Annotated in this window: 15 protein-coding genes and 1 tRNA gene; 12 read left to right on the forward strand and 4 right to left on the reverse strand. The window is 46.8% G+C overall.

The genetic code is table 11. The annotated features are described in order from the left end of the window. Positions 1–77: 77 nt before the first annotated feature. Positions 78–2,465: a phosphoketolase gene (locus tag BTJ40_RS14650; RefSeq protein WP_255422634.1), complete on the reverse strand. Its 2,388-nt coding sequence runs from the start codon at positions 2,463–2,465 to the stop codon at positions 78–80. Positions 2,466–3,062: 597 nt separating this feature from the next. Between BTJ40_RS14650 and BTJ40_RS14655 the strand changes: the two genes are divergently transcribed. Together BTJ40_RS14655 and BTJ40_RS14660 are read left to right on the forward strand one after the other, a co-directional pair. Beyond that, the gene (locus tag BTJ40_RS14655; RefSeq protein ID WP_157954092.1) at positions 3,063–3,311 is read left to right on the forward strand and encodes a hypothetical protein; all 249 of its coding nucleotides are present in this window, start codon (positions 3,063–3,065) and stop codon (positions 3,309–3,311) included. A 192-nt stretch (positions 3,312–3,503) separates the two neighbouring features. Further along, the gene (locus BTJ40_RS14660; protein ID WP_108733793.1) at positions 3,504–4,745 is read left to right on the forward strand and encodes a patatin-like phospholipase family protein; all 1,242 of its coding nucleotides are present in this window, start codon (positions 3,504–3,506) and stop codon (positions 4,743–4,745) included. A gap of 51 nt (positions 4,746–4,796) precedes the next feature. Here BTJ40_RS14660 and BTJ40_RS14665 read toward each other — a convergent pair whose 3' ends face one another. The 3 genes from BTJ40_RS14665 to BTJ40_RS14675 form a co-directional block, all read right to left on the reverse strand. Then, complete coding sequence (locus BTJ40_RS14665; RefSeq protein WP_108733794.1) at positions 4,797–6,530, reverse strand: SulP family inorganic anion transporter; 1,734 nt, start codon at positions 6,528–6,530, stop codon at positions 4,797–4,799. Positions 6,531–6,621: 91 nt separating this feature from the next. Beyond that, a complete protein-coding gene (locus BTJ40_RS14670) occupies positions 6,622–7,035 on the reverse strand; it encodes a TIGR01244 family sulfur transferase (protein ID WP_108733795.1) in 414 nt (137 codons plus the stop codon). A gap of 55 nt (positions 7,036–7,090) precedes the next feature. After that, complete coding sequence (locus tag BTJ40_RS14675) at positions 7,091–7,969, reverse strand: MBL fold metallo-hydrolase (RefSeq protein ID WP_108733796.1); 879 nt, start codon at positions 7,967–7,969, stop codon at positions 7,091–7,093. A 92-nt stretch (positions 7,970–8,061) separates the two neighbouring features. On the opposite strand from BTJ40_RS14675, the gene BTJ40_RS14680 reads away from it, so the two are divergent. The 10 genes from BTJ40_RS14680 (at position 8,062) to BTJ40_RS14720 (ending at position 15,151) form a co-directional block, all read left to right on the forward strand. Continuing rightward, positions 8,062–8,376 carry a metalloregulator ArsR/SmtB family transcription factor gene (locus BTJ40_RS14680; protein ID WP_108733797.1) on the forward strand — a complete coding sequence of 105 codons (315 nt, stop codon included), beginning with the start codon at positions 8,062–8,064 and terminating at the stop codon, positions 8,374–8,376. 4 nt (positions 8,377–8,380) lie between these two features. Then, positions 8,381–8,821, forward strand: a complete 441-nt coding sequence (locus BTJ40_RS14685) for a YeeE/YedE family protein (protein ID WP_108733798.1) — start codon at positions 8,381–8,383, stop codon at positions 8,819–8,821. 2 nt (positions 8,822–8,823) lie between these two features. Continuing rightward, positions 8,824–9,258, forward strand: coding sequence for a DUF6691 family protein (locus tag BTJ40_RS14690; protein WP_192879337.1), 435 nt, complete (start codon positions 8,824–8,826; stop codon positions 9,256–9,258). A gap of 107 nt (positions 9,259–9,365) precedes the next feature. Continuing rightward, a complete protein-coding gene (locus BTJ40_RS14695; RefSeq protein WP_108733800.1) occupies positions 9,366–11,096 on the forward strand; it encodes a SulP family inorganic anion transporter in 1,731 nt (576 codons plus the stop codon). Positions 11,097–11,164: 68 nt separating this feature from the next. Beyond that, positions 11,165–13,384, forward strand: coding sequence for an ATP-dependent helicase (locus BTJ40_RS14700; protein ID WP_108733801.1), 2,220 nt, complete (start codon positions 11,165–11,167; stop codon positions 13,382–13,384). A gap of 166 nt (positions 13,385–13,550) precedes the next feature. Further along, positions 13,551–13,808 carry a hypothetical protein gene (locus tag BTJ40_RS14705; RefSeq protein WP_108733802.1) on the forward strand — a complete coding sequence of 86 codons (258 nt, stop codon included), beginning with the start codon at positions 13,551–13,553 and terminating at the stop codon, positions 13,806–13,808. Continuing rightward, entirely contained in the window at positions 13,750–13,932 is a 183-nt protein-coding gene (locus BTJ40_RS23200; protein WP_108733803.1) for a DUF1993 family protein, read from the forward strand. The genes BTJ40_RS14705 and BTJ40_RS23200 overlap by 59 nt, the downstream gene beginning before the upstream one ends. Then, positions 13,892–14,098, forward strand: a complete 207-nt coding sequence (locus BTJ40_RS22515; RefSeq protein WP_192879434.1) for a hypothetical protein — start codon at positions 13,892–13,894, stop codon at positions 14,096–14,098. Before BTJ40_RS23200 ends, BTJ40_RS22515 begins: the two co-directional genes overlap by 41 nt. Before the next feature lie 84 nt (positions 14,099–14,182). Further along, positions 14,183–14,824, forward strand: a complete 642-nt coding sequence (locus tag BTJ40_RS14715; RefSeq protein ID WP_108733804.1) for a porin family protein — start codon at positions 14,183–14,185, stop codon at positions 14,822–14,824. 250 nt (positions 14,825–15,074) lie between these two features. Further along, positions 15,075–15,151 (forward strand) — tRNA-Arg (locus BTJ40_RS14720). Positions 15,152–15,270: the final 119 nt, after the last annotated feature.

Genomic DNA, 15,270 nt, shown 5'->3' on the forward strand with positions numbered 1-15,270 from the left:
TGCTATGGCCCCCAAAGTCAATTGAATATCTATAAAAGCCGACTACTGATTAGAAATACGAGAGCCGCTTTTAATGGCTAACTACTCCAGCACCAGTTTCTTATTTCAGGGAGATCTTCTCCATACTTGTCAATGTAAGATAAATGTTGGTCAATTTTCATCTGGCACTTGGATATCAATTCACTGACACCATCGGTTGAAACAGGAGCTTGCTTCGCAACATCAATAGCCAGATGAAAGCGACTCATTTCATTAAAGACGACCATATCAAATGGAGTCGTAGTTCCGCCTTCCTCGATATATCCTCGCACAAGAAACCGACGAGGATTAGGTCTGCGGTAGATAAGTCCATGTATCACTCGAGGATGTCCATGAAAAGCAAATACAACGGGGATATTGCGCCCAAAGAGTGACTCAAACTCTACATCGCTAATCCCTTGAGGGTGCTCATCGTCAGGCAGAAGAGTAAAAAGGTTGACCACATTTATTACCCTTATCTTTACAGCTGGGATTGTATTCCGAATCGAACTGATAGCAGCCAAAACTTCGAGAGTAGGTGTATCACCAGCACAAGCCATAATCACATCCGGGTCTCCATCTTCATTGGAAGCCCAATCCCAAATCGACACACCAATTTGACAATGCAGCCTAGCCTGCTCGAATGTCAACCACTGGGGCATTGGTTGTTTCCCAGCGATAATCAAGTTGATGTAATTCTTGCTTTGTAGACAGTCGGCAGTTATTTGTAGCAAACAGTTCTCATCCGGAGGCAGAAAAATTCTTGAAATTGACGACTTCTTCTGTATCACTGACTCGATAAATCCGGGAGCCTGATGAGAATAGCCATTATGATCCTGGCGCCAGACATAAGAGGTTAATAAATAATTGAGCGAACTGATGGGGTGTCTCCATGGAACTTCTCCACATGATTTAAGCCACTTCCCATGTTGATTAAGCATCGAGTCGACAATCAGCGAAAAGGCCTCATAACAGGGAAATATTCCATGCCGTCCTGTGAGCAGGTATCCTTCCAGCCAGCCTTCACACAAGTGCTCACTAAGAACCTCCAACACTCTACCCTCAGGAGAAAGCCCTTCATCACTTTCAAGTATTTTTCCCAAATACATCCTTCCAGTAACCTCAAGTATATGACTGAGGCGATTAGAGCTAAGTTCATCCGGGCAGAAGACTCTGAAGTTGCTTTTATTGGCTTTGATAACATCGCGTAAGAAAGCACTTAATCCTCGGATACCTTCTAAAGTGACTTTACCGGGGAAAGTCAACTCCACCGCATAGTCTTCAATCTTAGGAAGTTGTAACTCTTTTAAAACCTTACCACCATTTGCGTGAGGATTTGCCCCTATTCTTAGATTACTTATTGGCAATACATTAAGCACTTCTTCCGACGGCTTGCCATTACTATCAAACAAGCCCTCTGGTTGGTAACTCTGGAGCCACGTATTGAGAATATTCAGATGCTCACTATTACTTGCTACATCCGGCATCGGCACCTGGTGAGAGCGAAAGCTACCCTCACTCTTCTGCCCATCAATTAACTTTGGGCCTGTCCACCCTTTTGGTGTCCTGAGGATAATTATTGGCCAATCCAACAGCGTTTCTGCTGGGGACTCACATTTCTTTAGGCGAATTAAATGATAAGCCCAATCCAAAGCCTTCCAGAGTGACACATGCATTAGTTCGGGATTATCCCCCTCAACAAAACGAGGGGTATAGCCGCATCCTCTAAAGAAGTGTTCTAGCTTAGAGCGACTCATCCGCCCAAAGACTGTGGGACTTGAAATTTTATACCCATTCAAATGAAGAATAGGGAGAACAGCACCATCCCTCTGAGGGTGGATAAACCGATTGGAATGCCAGCTCGCAGCAAGAGGCCCGGTCTCAGCCTCGCCATCCCCAACAACACACACGGATATAAGTTCCGGGTTATCAAACACGGCACCATATGCATGAGATAAAGAATATCCAAGCTCCCCACCTTCATGAATGGCACCGGGAGTTGCCGCACACACATGACTCGGAGCCTCTCTCGGCCAACAAAACCCTCTAAACAAATATCCTATTCCAGCCGTATTCAAAGCCAGCCTGCGGTCAACTTCACCCAAAGCACCTTCTAAGTATAAGTTTGCGCGTATTGCGGGAGCACCATGACCCGGCCCCACAACAAGTAATATCCTGGCGTCAGTATCTTTAATCAGTCGATTCAGGTGGGCGTAAATTAAGTTTAATCCTGGGGAAGTTCCCCAGTGACCGATTATTCTCTTCTTTATATGCTCAGGCCGAAGAGGCACTCTCAGCAACGGATTTGCGCCAAGATACAGCTGCCCTACAGACAAGTAGTTGCACGCACGAAAGTAGGCGTCAATTGCCACCACTCTTTTTTGGTCAATTTGACTCATAGTACCCTCCTTTGCATTTTGTATAGAGGAGGACCAAGGACTATGCAATTTTCAAACTGTAGGGTTTGGCTTGCTATTGATTCTTATGAGAATCATCAAATCCAGGTACGATTAACGCCAAAAGGCACAAGGAGAAATATCAAAATATTTTAAAGGAGGTAATGGTTTTCAGATATTTTATCAGCGACAACCTAAATCAGTTATTCAGAGAAGCAAAATTTCCTTAGAAGCCCTCTGCCATAGATATTGGCACTGCAATAGTCTTGGATGTATAAGCTATGCTTTAATATTTTCGAAAGGTACCGCTACCTATACTGCAATGAGCAACCGCTAGTATATCGTACGCATATAACACGGAGGACAGGATTTAACTACGCCAGTGCCATAGGTCAATCGCTATTGATAATAACTTCTTAAAGATTCTATTTTAGCTCAGCACCTCATTCAAAGAATCTCATTTAATTATATTGATACACAAAGTTAATGTACAGTTATGATAGATAAGAAGTTTGTTGGAGAATACCCCCTTATCAAATCTACCTTTATCTGGCAAAGAAGCACGTTTAATTTTTCTTAATCTCGCCACACATTATTTAGAAAAAAGCTTATAACCAGTTGAAAAATGAGGAATTCTACAGCATCACTATGAAACAAAATAAAAACCGCAGGGAACCCATTAAAACAGCAGGCCACCTGACCGCTAAAAAATTCTTTTCATCTGGTATTTGTGAAAAAAATACAGGGAATATACAAGATTTTACCAGCCTGGTTTCATACCATGACCTAATCATGTCAATTCAAACTCATGAAGCCCATCCCATGGCGGTCATCACTTACCCGACAAATGGAGAAGAGAGTCTTTGCCGTCTGATATTTCCTCCCACTAACCCGTGAAAAGCGGGCATTGAGCTGCGTGAGAAATTATATAAAGATATCTAAACGGACTAAATTTATGGCCATATAGCTTGTGAATATTTCTTTATCTCCAATAAGACTTTGAAGCTAGAAAAAAGTAGTTAGTATAAAAATTGGAGTTTTTCTTTAAAAAGATTAACTCAGGTAGACTGGCTGGTTTTTAGGCTCAACATGGCAAGTAAGTTCAATACTTCTTTAAAGAAAAGCATTATTACCGTTGTATACATAGCTATCGGATATGCTTTTTTCGCCTACATTTATAACAATTTTTTTACGCAAACAACCACATTCTCCCGAGAGCCAGTCACATACGATCTTACTCACAATACCAATTACCTCCAACAAAAAGACACTATTAATATCCTTGTGGTAGCAGGAGGAGGAGTCAGGGGTTTAATTCCTCTACATGTACTGCAGTACATTGAGGATAAACTTGGGAAACCTATTGATCAAGTGTTCGACGTTTTTTCAGGAGTTTCCACTGGAGCAATTATCGCGACAGGCCTCAACATTCCTGACGAAGCCATTCCTACCAGAAACGGGCAAAAACTTTCTCATCTTGACTATCTGGTTGAGATATATGAAAACGAAGTAAATTATCTTTTTTCTCCCCCTTGGTATCACAAGTTACTAACCGCAGGTGGTCTTTTTTCACCCTCTTACTTCGGCAGCCGATTACATGAAGTAATGGAGAGGCACTACACTAAAGACCTTAACTTTACTGAACTTGAAAACTACGTAATCATCCCCTCTTTAAACTTAAAGGACGGACAAATACATCTTTTCAAGAACAAAGGTCAAACGGTTAGTGATCTTCCTACAAATAGACTTTATCAATTAATGACAGCTGCGGTAAGTGCAGAAACTGCTTTTCCACCTGTCGTATTCAGTTATCCAGAAGATGAACAAAATCAGTTTTGCGAGGCTGAATCTGCTAAATCGGAAAACGAACCCCAATGTGTGTTTGCAGATGCAGCTATAGCCATGAACAACCCGGCGAGTATAATTCTTCGAAATATTATCAACGAATTCCCCAATAAAAATTACTATATACTGGTATTAGGTGCCGGAAGCCCTCGACTTCTTAGTTCAACTACAAACTATGACACACTGAAAAACTGGGGCCAAATAAACTGGTTCCGAGATGCGTTAACAAATATGCAGCGTTCAATGGACAATCACCAACTCCACACACTGGAAATTGCAAAATCCTTATCTGAAGAGGGGAGAATAGAATATGACTATCTAAATATCGAGATTCGAGAGCCCTTTATCGGGATATTTGAGCACAAAAAAATTCCACAATTAAAAGACTATTCAGACCAGCTGATCAAAGATAATCAGGCCCAAATTGATTTAATTGTCGACCACTTAAAAAGTGAGAATAATAAAAACTCAAGTAATAAATCTTAACAGATGACTCTTAAATAAACATAAGGATAACCAAGAAGTTTTTCGAGGCGCCTATAGATTTCCTCCCTGATCCACTTGTATATTTATAAAAGCCTGATACTGACTTAAAAATACCTCGCCAGAAAGCTTCTGTAAAAAACTACTTTTCTCTAAACGATCCATCACCGGCCCTTTAACTTCAGACAAATGAAAACGAATTCCTTTACTTGCTAAGGTAGTGTTTATACTCCCCAACACTTCCAGGGCACTCCAATCAATTTCATTAACGGCACTACACATCAGAATGACATGCTTTACCTGGAAATTACCAACAAGGCGGGTATAAATACGTTCTTCCAATATGCCTATATTGGAGAATATCAGGCGACCATCTACTCTAAAAGTAAGAATCTCAGAAGCAGTTTTAACTGGGTGTCGATCTATATTTCGGAAATGCTCAGTGCCCTCGACTAAGCCTACTTCAGCTATATGAGGCTTCGACGCTCGCCAAAAGAATAACATTAGCGATGCAGCCACCCCACAGAGCACACCCGACTCAACACCAAATAGTAAAGTTACTAAAATTGTCACCGATACTGCAAGAAAATCAGCTTTGGAAAATTTCCAGGTTTTACGCAATATAGAGAAATCTACCAATGAAAGCACGGCAACTATAATAGTGGCAGCGAGAGTAGCTTTCGGAAGGAAGTATAGTGGTGACGTAAAAAAAAGAGCCGTAAAACCAATGCCTAATGCAGTAAATAAGCTAGCAAACTGTGTTTGCGCTCCTGCATCAGCATTCACTACAGAACGTGAGAAGCCACCACTTACCGGAAATCCACCTGAGAAGCCTGCCCCCATATTCGCTAACCCTAGGGCCACCAGTTCCTGGTTGGAATCAATTCTTTGTCTACGTTTTGCGGCTAAAGTCTTTGCCACAGATATCGATTCTACATAACCTATGATGGCAATCATTAGCGCAGGTAACGCAAGTGACTCTAATAGGGAAACAGACAACTTTGGAAAGGTAAATTGAGGCAGACCCGAAGGAACACTGCCAACAAGGGCTACTCCCCATGCTTCAAGGTTATAAGCATACGAAAAGTAGATGGTTATCAACACTGCTATTGCGGGGGACGACTTGGCCAGAAGATTGGCGGTAGCAGCTTCAATTCCCAAAGTTTTCAATAATTGCGCAGCACAGGCTCTAGATAAGTATAGAAATAACACCACCCCCAACCCAACCAACAAAGTCAGCTGATTATAGCTACTCAAATTTTCAAATAAGTTAGGCAGTAGCTCTAGCAGTGTATCTCCACGGGCTGATAGTCCCAGTAGTTGAGCGATTTGGTTAAGTGCAATTAATAAAGCAGAGGCAGTTATAAAGCCGGAGATTACCGAGTGTGATAAAAAGTTAGCGAGAAAACCTAGCTTTAATACGCCTAATATTGTGAGAATTCCTCCTGATAACAACGCCAATATCGCTGCTGCAGTGAGGTGGTCCACCTCTCCGCTCGCTGTTACCTCGCCAAGGGCGGTGGCGCTCATTAGGGAGATCACTGCTACAGGTCCTACAGATAGGGTTTGACTGCTACCAAATAAGCCATAGACGACCAGCGGAACAATACTCGCATAGAAACCCACCTCAGCAGGCAACCCGGCAAGCAAGGCATAAGCAAGGGACTGAGGGATCAGGAGCACGGTAACAATCAAGGCCGCCAGCAGGTCCTGGGTTAGCAGCTGCCGGTTATAGGAATGAATAGTAGCCAGAATAGGAAACCATCTGGTGAAATGCTGCATCGCCATGATCTGTTTTCCACTCTGGCGTCACAGCCCGAGTTCTATCGCCTTAGAAGGAGGGGTTGAGTTGCAGCACCGAAAATGCTGCGCTTTAGTGCTAGGGTTCAATCGATATCAGCACAGCGCCAATATCAAATCCTGCTGCCTGGGCCTGGGAATTGAGCTGCTTTTTATCTGCCCCCATCAGGATTTTGGCTCCAGCCCATACCTGGCTGGAGCGATTACCCGTCCGGCAAAACGCGTGTACTTTCTCTCCTTCCTGCAAGACATCACGAAATGCCTCGCAGTGATTTCGCATCATGCGTCCACGTGTAAAAGGAATAGCCACAAATTTAATTCCCACCGCTAGTGCGGCCTGCTCCATTTCCACATAGGATGGGTGAGCTTCACTCTCACCTTCCGGGCAATTACACACTACAACTTGCACACCGCTCTCAGCCAAAGACGCCATAGCTTCACAGGCAATATGCTCAGAAATACTCACCTGTCCATCTAATTGTTTAATATTCATTATCACCTCGATTTTCTGCGCTCATGTAAACGAATGCTTCAATCTACACATTCATTTAGAGCTGGTTCAGCGGCACTTTTAAGTAAATCGTACCATTGGATTCTGCCGGTGGCATTTGCCCTGCCCGAATATTTACCTGTACGGAAGGAACAATCAGTCTTGGCACCGATAGAGTTGCATCACGCTTTCGACGTACCGCAACGAAATCCTCCTCGGCAACACCATCGCGCAAGTGGATATTTTCTCTACGCTGTTCACCAACACTGGTTTCGCACTGATAGCCCCGCCTACCTTTAGGCGGGTAGTCATGACACATAAACATACGGGTTTGATCGGGAAGGGATAAGATCTTACGCACCGAACGATACAATTCCGATGCATCCCCACCGGGAAAGTCACATCGCGCACTACCAACATCCGGCATAAATAAAGTATCGCCAACAAAAAGCGCATCGCCGATTAGCCAGGCCATATCTGCGGGGGTGTGGCCGGGGCTGTAAATCACTTTCGCTGTCAACTTCCCCACTTGGAAAGTTTCACCATCCTTAAAAAGATGATCAAACTGACTACCATCTGCCAGGAACTCCCTCTCAAGGTTAAATACATCGCGAAAGATTTTCTGCACCTGGCAAATCTGTTCACCGATCCCAATACGCCCACCAAGTTGCTGCCGTAAAAATGGTGCCGCCGATAAGTGGTCAGCATGAGCATGGGTCTCCAGTATCCACTCTAGAGTCAGGTCTTTCTCTTGAATAAATGAAACCAGCTCCTCAGCACCTCGGCTACTGGTACGGCCTGAGGCTGCATCAAAATTCAGCACAGAATCCACAATAGCGGCTGAGCCCCCTTCCCTGTCGTACACCACATAGCTCCAGGTTTCTGTATCCCGATCCAGGAACGGCTGCACCCGGGCACAGTGTTCTTCTTGAGCCACCTTCTGCTCTCCCGTATTCACTACACCAACAATATACAATGTGATATTATATAAAACAATATATTGTAATTGTGTAAATTGATTTAGTTCCCATGCCCGATACTGAACATCTCGATCTCAATAAAATGCGTGATTCTGCCGGCCAGGCTGCAGCAATGCTCCGCTCCCTGGCCAATCAGGACCGCTTGCTACTTCTATGCCAGCTCAGCCAGGAAGAGCTAAATGTAGGCGAATTGGAAGAGCGCCTGGGTATTCATCAGCCAAGCCTGTCCCAGCAACTGGGAGTCCTCCGCCGCGAAGGCTTGGTCGAAACACGCCGAGAGGGAAAAAATGTCTACTACCGGGTTGCGGACCCGCGGGTACTCGCCCTGTTGCAAACCCTTTACCAACTCTACTGTGCGGAGTAATCCCATGACCATCGATTGGACAGCTTTCACTCCAGGCTCCGCACTCGCAGGGGGACTGCTAATTGGCCTCGCCAGTGCCGCTTTACTCGCCTTCAACGGCCGTATCGCAGGCATTTCCGGCATCATCGGCGGACTGCTTGACCAAACCCAAGGTTCCCTGTGGCGCCTGGCCTTTATCGGGGGACTATTGATAAGCCCTCTTGCATGGAAAATCTTTGCAGTTGTACCCGACATTGATATCCAGGCAGCTTATCCCACCTTAATTGCAGCGGGATTACTGGTGGGCCTGGGCACGCGAATGGCATCCGGTTGCACCAGTGGCCATGGTGTTTGCGGCCTGTCCCGACTCTCCACTCGCTCGCTAATCGCCACCCTGATATTTATGGCTGCGGGCTTCGCGACCGTGTTTCTAATGCGGCACCTCTTGATCGGCCAGCTGGGGTAATGATGATGAAAACCAATTTCAGTGCATTTCTGGCTGGGCTGACTTTTGGCCTGGGATTATTGCTCTCCGGTATGGCCAACCCGGAAAAAGTCCTGGGCTTCCTTGACCTTGCCGGCGCCTGGGACCCATCTCTGGGGCTGGTAATGTTTGGCGCCATCGCTGTAGGACTACCTCTATTCCAGCTCATCAAGCGCCGGGGACAATCTGTTTGGAACCAACCGCTACACCTGCCTGCAGGCAATCGAATTGATCGCCGCTTGATTCTAGGCAGCCTTCTCTTTGGCGCAGGCTGGGGATTGGCGGGTTTTTGCCCCGGACCGGCAATTGTCGCTTCCGGGACCGGGCAGCTTAAAGCTTTGATATTTGTCCTCGCTATGCTCGCAGGTATGGCGCTGTTCCGGCGCCTTGGGGTCAATCGCATCGTCGTCGCTGGGTAAGCTGTGGGATAAATTGTGCACAGGACCAACTATAGGGCGGCCGCCGTCTATCTTGTTTGTGCAGTTCACACAATTGCGCCTGGAATAAAGCAGAAACAAGAGTAAGGATGCGGCTACCCCACCTTATCCCCCCATGGCTTAGACACTACCAGTCACGATGGCTGGTCGGTGACGGTGTTGCCGCCCTTCTGGCCAGTATGATGCTCATCCCACAGGCCCTGGCCTACGCAGCACTAGCCGGCCTCCCCCCCTATTTAGGTCTCTATGCAGGACTGCTTCCCCTGGTCGGATATGCACTGTTTGGCTCGAGCTCGGTGCTGTCAGTAGGCCCTGTAGCCGTTCTCGCGCTAATGACCGCTTCAGCACTCACCCCCTTAGCCACACCGGGAAGTCCCGAGTACATTTCGGGCGCCATACTGCTGGCGCTCTTAAGTGGAATACTCCTGTTATTAATGGGGTTTCTTGGACTTGGCAGCCTAGCAAATCTATTGAGCCTTCCGGTTGTTGAGGGCTTTGTCTCTGGAGCTGCCCTGCTGATTATTGCCGGTCAGATTGCCCCCTTGCTGGGAATATCAAGTAATGGAGATACGGTCCTCGAAATATTAATCAGCACCTTTAACCACCTGCCTGAAACCGATCGAGAAGCTGCCCTGCTGGGATTAATTGCACTCGCCAGCTTGATTGCCGCTCGTTTAGGTTTGCCGTTCTTGCTCAGGAAAATCGGGGTCGGCCCGGCACGATCCAAATTGCTCTCACGATTGGCGCCCATGCTTATCGTGGTAATTGCCATTGTGCTCACCACTATTTTTCACTGGGAGAAAGAGTTACCCGTTGTAGGGGTTATTCCCGATGGGCTACCGCACCTCACGGTTCCCTCTTTTAACCTGGGACTGATTTATAAACTTCTGTTACCCGCCCTGATTATTGCCCTGCTCGGCTTTGTCGAAAGTTTGTCTATTGCTCACTCTATCGCCCAGCGGCGGGGCGAGAAGCTCAACACTAATGCGGAGCTGCGAGGGCTGGGCGCTTCCAATATTCTCAGTGCATTTTCAGGGGGATTCCCAGTAACCGGTAGTTTTGCGCGAACAGCAGTCAATGATGAGAGTGGGGCAAAAACACCCCTCAGCGGCGTGATAGCAGCGGTGCTAATCGCCCTGCTCCTTCTCTATGCCACTAAAGTCTTTACCGAACTGCCAATCTGCGTGCTAGCGGCCACTATCATTGTTGCAGCCGCAAACCTGATCAACTTCCAGGGTATCACCCACCACTGGCGCTACGACCGCACCGATGGATTAGCCATGGCTGGTACATTTCTAGGGGTAGTATTTTTTGGAGTGGAAACCGGGATTGCCTTGGGTGTCGGGCTCTCATTCACCACATTGATCTGGAGAGCCAGCCGGCCGCATATCGCAGTAGTGGGACGCGTGCCCGGTACGGAGCAATTCCGCAATGTGCTTCGCCATACAGTGAAAACCGATTCCGAGATTTTGTTCCTGCGTATTGATGAGAACCTGTTCTTTAGCAATATCAATGCGATTGAGGAGCGTCTTTTTGTAGAGATAAAGCGGCACCGCAATACCCGCCACATGGTTCTTATTTTGTCGTCCGTTAATCGTATCGACAGCACTGCCATTGAGCGTCTGCTACAGGTAAACAGGGATTTACAGAGTCGAGATATCCAGCTACACCTGGCAGAGGTGAAGGGTGCGGTATTGGATCGGCTGGGCCACTCCAAGCTGTTGCAGGAATTGAGCGGGCGAGTGTTTCTCTCCCCCTATATTGCTGAGCTTGCACTGCGCCACCACCAGATTTCTGATAGTGACAAGCCGTCTAAATAAGATATATCGCGACTTGTAACCTAATGCCAAATACTGGCAAAATATCCAGTATTTGAGTAAAGAGCGCGATGGGCGGGAATAATCTTACCTCTGAACAACAGGCAATTGCAGGCCACACCGGTGGTCACGCCAAGATCATCGCCGTTGCCGGCTCCGGCAAAACTACCGCCCTGCTGCATTATATAAAGAATCGTCTGGATGTAGGTATCGCCCCCGAGCGACTGCTGGTATTGATGTACAACCGCAGTGCGCGAGAGGACTTCGATCGCCGCATCCGGCAACTGGCCGAGGGCCCAATACCAGCAGTACATACCTTTCACAGTGTCGGATATCGTTTGTACCAGCGCATGATCGCCAATGATCATATCGCCGCTGCCAACCTCACCCCCCTGCCTCAGTCCACAATCCAGTTACAAATCTGGAAGGCTATCGAGGAATGCGCCCCTACTCACGAGCTTGAAGAGATTAGAGCGCGTAAGCAATCTGAGATTGAGGCCGCTGAATTCTTTATCGACTACACCAAAACCATTTTGTCAGGAGACCTCAGCGCATTTCAGGAACTGAAACTCGGTGATGAATACATGTATTTTTTACAGGTATTCCGCACTTTTGAGGCTTGGCGACGCAGCCAGAATGCGGTCACCTATGCCGACCTGATTTACGACCCCGCCATGCTGCTCAGCATGGATGAGGAAATAGCCGAGCAGTACGGCAGCTATTACGAAGATATCCTGGTGGACGAATACCAGGATATCAATGAGATACAACACTTTTTATTGCGAGTTCTCTACGGAAAATCTGGCAACGTAATCGCGATTGGCGACCCAGACCAGACAATTTACGAGTGGCGCGGCTCCAAACCTGATTTCCTGCTCACATTTTTCGATGGGGATTTCCCCCCCTCAAATGTCTACCAGCTAAGCCGCACTTTCCGCTACGGCCACCAGTTATCCCTCGCCGCCAACCACTTTATTGAGAACAATCGCGATCGCGCCGATATATTCTGTGTTTCCGCCAATGAAGATCAGCAAACAGAAATCGAGCTGGTAAAAACCGATAAAGAGGGGCGCTGGCTTGTAGAGCACCTGCGCCGATGCCAGAAGCAAGGCCAATCTCTCAGGAATATCGCCGTATTGGTGCGCCTGTGGTCAATAGCAGCCCCTATTGAACTGGCGCTGCTGGCCAATAATATTCCGTACCGGTCGGCAAGCCGCAACACCGTCCTTTCGCGCCGGGAGCTGCGCCCCTTGTTTTGGAGCCTAAATATTGCCTCCGGTCGGTTCACTGAACTCCCATCCAAGCGTCGACAGCAGGGCCTTTATGAATGGCTGACAGCTCCTCATGTACGTATTCCCCGTAAAGTATTGGAGCCTATTTGCTCTACCCTGGCAGCCCTGGACAAGGGGTGGGGCAAGCAGCTGATTGCCCTGCTACCTGAAAACCTGAGCAAACCCCAGACTAAACGCCTGCGCCAGCGGGCAGACCTTCTTACCCAGATCGAGAACTGGCGTGGCCATGCCGGAGAGTTGCTGCGTCGCCATATCGGTGAGCTGGAACTTCTCAGCGGAATCGCCGACGACGCCTTTACCCGCCAACAAGGAGAGGAGAGGCAACAAACCATCCTCGCTTTCTGTAAATACCTGGACACACTGAAGCAGCCTCCCACCGAAGCCCTGGCACATCTACAAGAGCTGCAACGCCAACACCGGGAGGGTGAACAAACCGAATCGGATGCTATACAAATAACAACTATGCACCAGGCTAAAGGTTTGGAGTGGGAACAAGTGATTATCCCCACACTCACCCAGCACAATATGCCCTATCAACCCCAACGTGACTTCAACACACCCGCGTCACTGGAGAGCGAACGCCGCTTGATGTACGTGGCGATGACCCGAGCCAAGTCAAAACTCTTCTTGTTGGCCCCTGTAGAAAACTCCAAAAAGAATGATCCAGAGGCTTCACAACCTTCATTATTTATTAATGAAATGCAGCTTCCTTTAAGTAAATTGATGGCAGACTCCCTAAGGGAGCGCCCGGAAAAAATCGACACCGATGTACCGGTATCGCGCCAAGCGCTCCACTATTTAGAAGCTTGCAATTACAACCCCAATATCAGTGCACCCCGGGCGCCAATGCGAAAACCCGAACCTGGTGAGGGGCTGCGCCATAGAAAACTTGGTTATGGAAGGGTTTTGGGATGGGAAGACAAGCGTATCGAGGTTTTATTTAGTGACGGTAAGACTCGACGCTTTGATTGGGAGACTTTGTCACAATATCTGATGTAGTAACACCCAGAAACTTGTGTACCAACAAAATTAATTCACTCCGCTATTATCAGGTTACCTAATGCAAATATCTATCAAGCGCCTTCTTCAGAATCATCTTTCCTAACTGCTTTCAATTGCGACTAAAGTTCTGCATGAAATATTTCACAAGCAGCTGGCACCTGACATGTTCAGTCTGGCCGAGAATGTAAAAATCGCAGCCAACTTTTTTCTTCGCGGACACTGCCCACTCGTTGATAAGAAAATTGTGACTTTTGAAGAAAATGGGAATACAAAGGAGGGTATTCTGAGATCTATCCAAAAAACACTAAATTATTTAGCTTCTTTACCCGAAGCAACCGACCTGGACAGTAGTAGAAGAATCAATGATAAAGCGGGTTTTACAACCGTGGATCTCCCACAGCCACAATATCCATCAATATAGACTTCCAAACTTACTATTTCATATAAGCATGTTTTATGCAATCGCACGCCACTGCGGTGTAACCCTTAGCAAAGGTGATTTTGATGGGTTCCACAGTTATCCGGCTGAATTTAATTTTACGTAAAACTCACCAAAATACTTCAGCGCCACATTCTACCAGTCCTTTACTATTAAAAATACTTCGCCAAACATTACTCCTCACAGCATTGACCAGTATTTCAATACAAGCCGCAACTATTACTATAGTGCTAAAAATTCAGGCTCAGAAAATTTCACCTCATTTAAAATAACTTGACCAATTTCATCAAAAAAAATATAAACGCGATATAATTCGACATCTACACCAAACTTTTCATGGAATAGAAGTAACCGGTATGAAAATCTCTAAACTATTATTAGTTCCCTTAGCTCTAACAATCTCTAATGCCTCTTTAGCAGAAAAAAACCCGTTCTATATCGGGTTTGGCCTAGGCTACTATGACCTCGATGGCCAGAAAGCCCGATCCGGCCACTACCTTGACGGACAGCGCTTCGGCGATCAAACAAATTCTTTAAATATTTATCTCGGCTATAATTTTAACCCTTACTTCTCTGTAGAAGCTGCATACAGCAACTTTGGCAGTGCCCAGGATGAGTATCTCTCCCCGGTCACCTATTATGACGAGTGGGAAGAAAAATACATAAACACCTATGTCGAGGATGACGAAACCCTTGAAGTCAGCAGTTTTCAGCTGAACGGTGTGGCTCACTACCCAGTTCTCGAAAAACTGACCTTGAGTGCGAACCTTGGTATTTCCTATACCAGAGTCGATAGTGAGTTCAGACCTGTATCTACTTGGTGGTCACTTATATCCCCAGTTGAGAGGTACAGCGAAAAAGATGTGGATCTAACTTACGGCCTTGGTGCTAAATATGACTTTACCGATAAATTCTCAGGAAAGCTTCAGTGGAAGACAATCGATAACGACATCGTAGCCGTTAACGGGTTTGACCTATCACTGGAAGCCCGCTTCTAATCCATCTTGCAAGCAGGAGGGGCTACAGAGAAAAAAGCTTCAACTTCCCTCGCTTGCCGATTCTACAGACAGTCAATTGCCTCTTGGCTGTCTGGCATTGGACGGGAGCCAGTCAGCCGCCGCGGCAATCTCAGTCAGCTCAAACACCCCCCAAAGTGCCCAATCTTTAGCCAACATAATGATTTTTAAAGGTTTTTTACGCTTTAGGTTGACTTGCGCCAAGAGCATCTATAATATCCGCACCCGTAACGCGCTCGTAGCTCAGCTGGATAGAGTACCTGGCTACGAACCAGGCGGTCGGAGGTTCGAATCCTCCCGAGCGCGCCACACACGAAAAGCCCGCACCGAAAGGTTCGGGCTTTTTTATTCTCCAGCCACACCAGAACCTCACCGGTATTTACGCCAGATACCAACTTTACTCCACTGAATTCCCATAGCGATAGCAG

Origin of the sequence: Microbulbifer sp. A4B17 (genome assembly GCF_003076275.1) — a bacterium.
GTDB lineage: Bacteria > Pseudomonadota > Gammaproteobacteria > Pseudomonadales > Cellvibrionaceae > Microbulbifer.

Bases quoted from the DNA above. Each gene is read 5' to 3' on its own strand.
- BTJ40_RS14670 (WP_108733795.1), bottom strand. From the start codon at position 7,035: ATGAATATTAAACAATTAGATGGACAGGTGAGTATTTCTGAGCATATT.
- BTJ40_RS14660 (WP_108733793.1), top strand. From the start codon at position 3,504: ATGGCAAGTAAGTTCAATACTTCTTTAAAGAAAAGCATTATTACCGTT.
- BTJ40_RS23200 (WP_108733803.1), top strand. From the start codon at position 13,750: ATGATAAAGCGGGTTTTACAACCGTGGATCTCCCACAGCCACAATATC.
- BTJ40_RS14705 (WP_108733802.1), top strand. From the start codon at position 13,551: ATGTTCAGTCTGGCCGAGAATGTAAAAATCGCAGCCAACTTTTTTCTT.
- BTJ40_RS14690 (WP_192879337.1), top strand. From the start codon at position 8,824: ATGATGAAAACCAATTTCAGTGCATTTCTGGCTGGGCTGACTTTTGGC.
- BTJ40_RS14680 (WP_108733797.1), top strand. From the start codon at position 8,062: ATGCCCGATACTGAACATCTCGATCTCAATAAAATGCGTGATTCTGCC.
- BTJ40_RS22515 (WP_192879434.1), top strand. From the start codon at position 13,892: ATGGGTTCCACAGTTATCCGGCTGAATTTAATTTTACGTAAAACTCAC.
- BTJ40_RS14700 (WP_108733801.1), top strand. From the start codon at position 11,165: ATGGGCGGGAATAATCTTACCTCTGAACAACAGGCAATTGCAGGCCAC.
- BTJ40_RS14665 (WP_108733794.1), bottom strand. From the start codon at position 6,530: ATGGCGATGCAGCATTTCACCAGATGGTTTCCTATTCTGGCTACTATT.
- BTJ40_RS14715 (WP_108733804.1), top strand. From the start codon at position 14,183: ATGAAAATCTCTAAACTATTATTAGTTCCCTTAGCTCTAACAATCTCT.
- BTJ40_RS14655 (WP_157954092.1), top strand. From the start codon at position 3,063: ATGAAACAAAATAAAAACCGCAGGGAACCCATTAAAACAGCAGGCCAC.
- BTJ40_RS14695 (WP_108733800.1), top strand. From the start codon at position 9,366: ATGCGGCTACCCCACCTTATCCCCCCATGGCTTAGACACTACCAGTCA.
- BTJ40_RS14685 (WP_108733798.1), top strand. From the start codon at position 8,381: ATGACCATCGATTGGACAGCTTTCACTCCAGGCTCCGCACTCGCAGGG.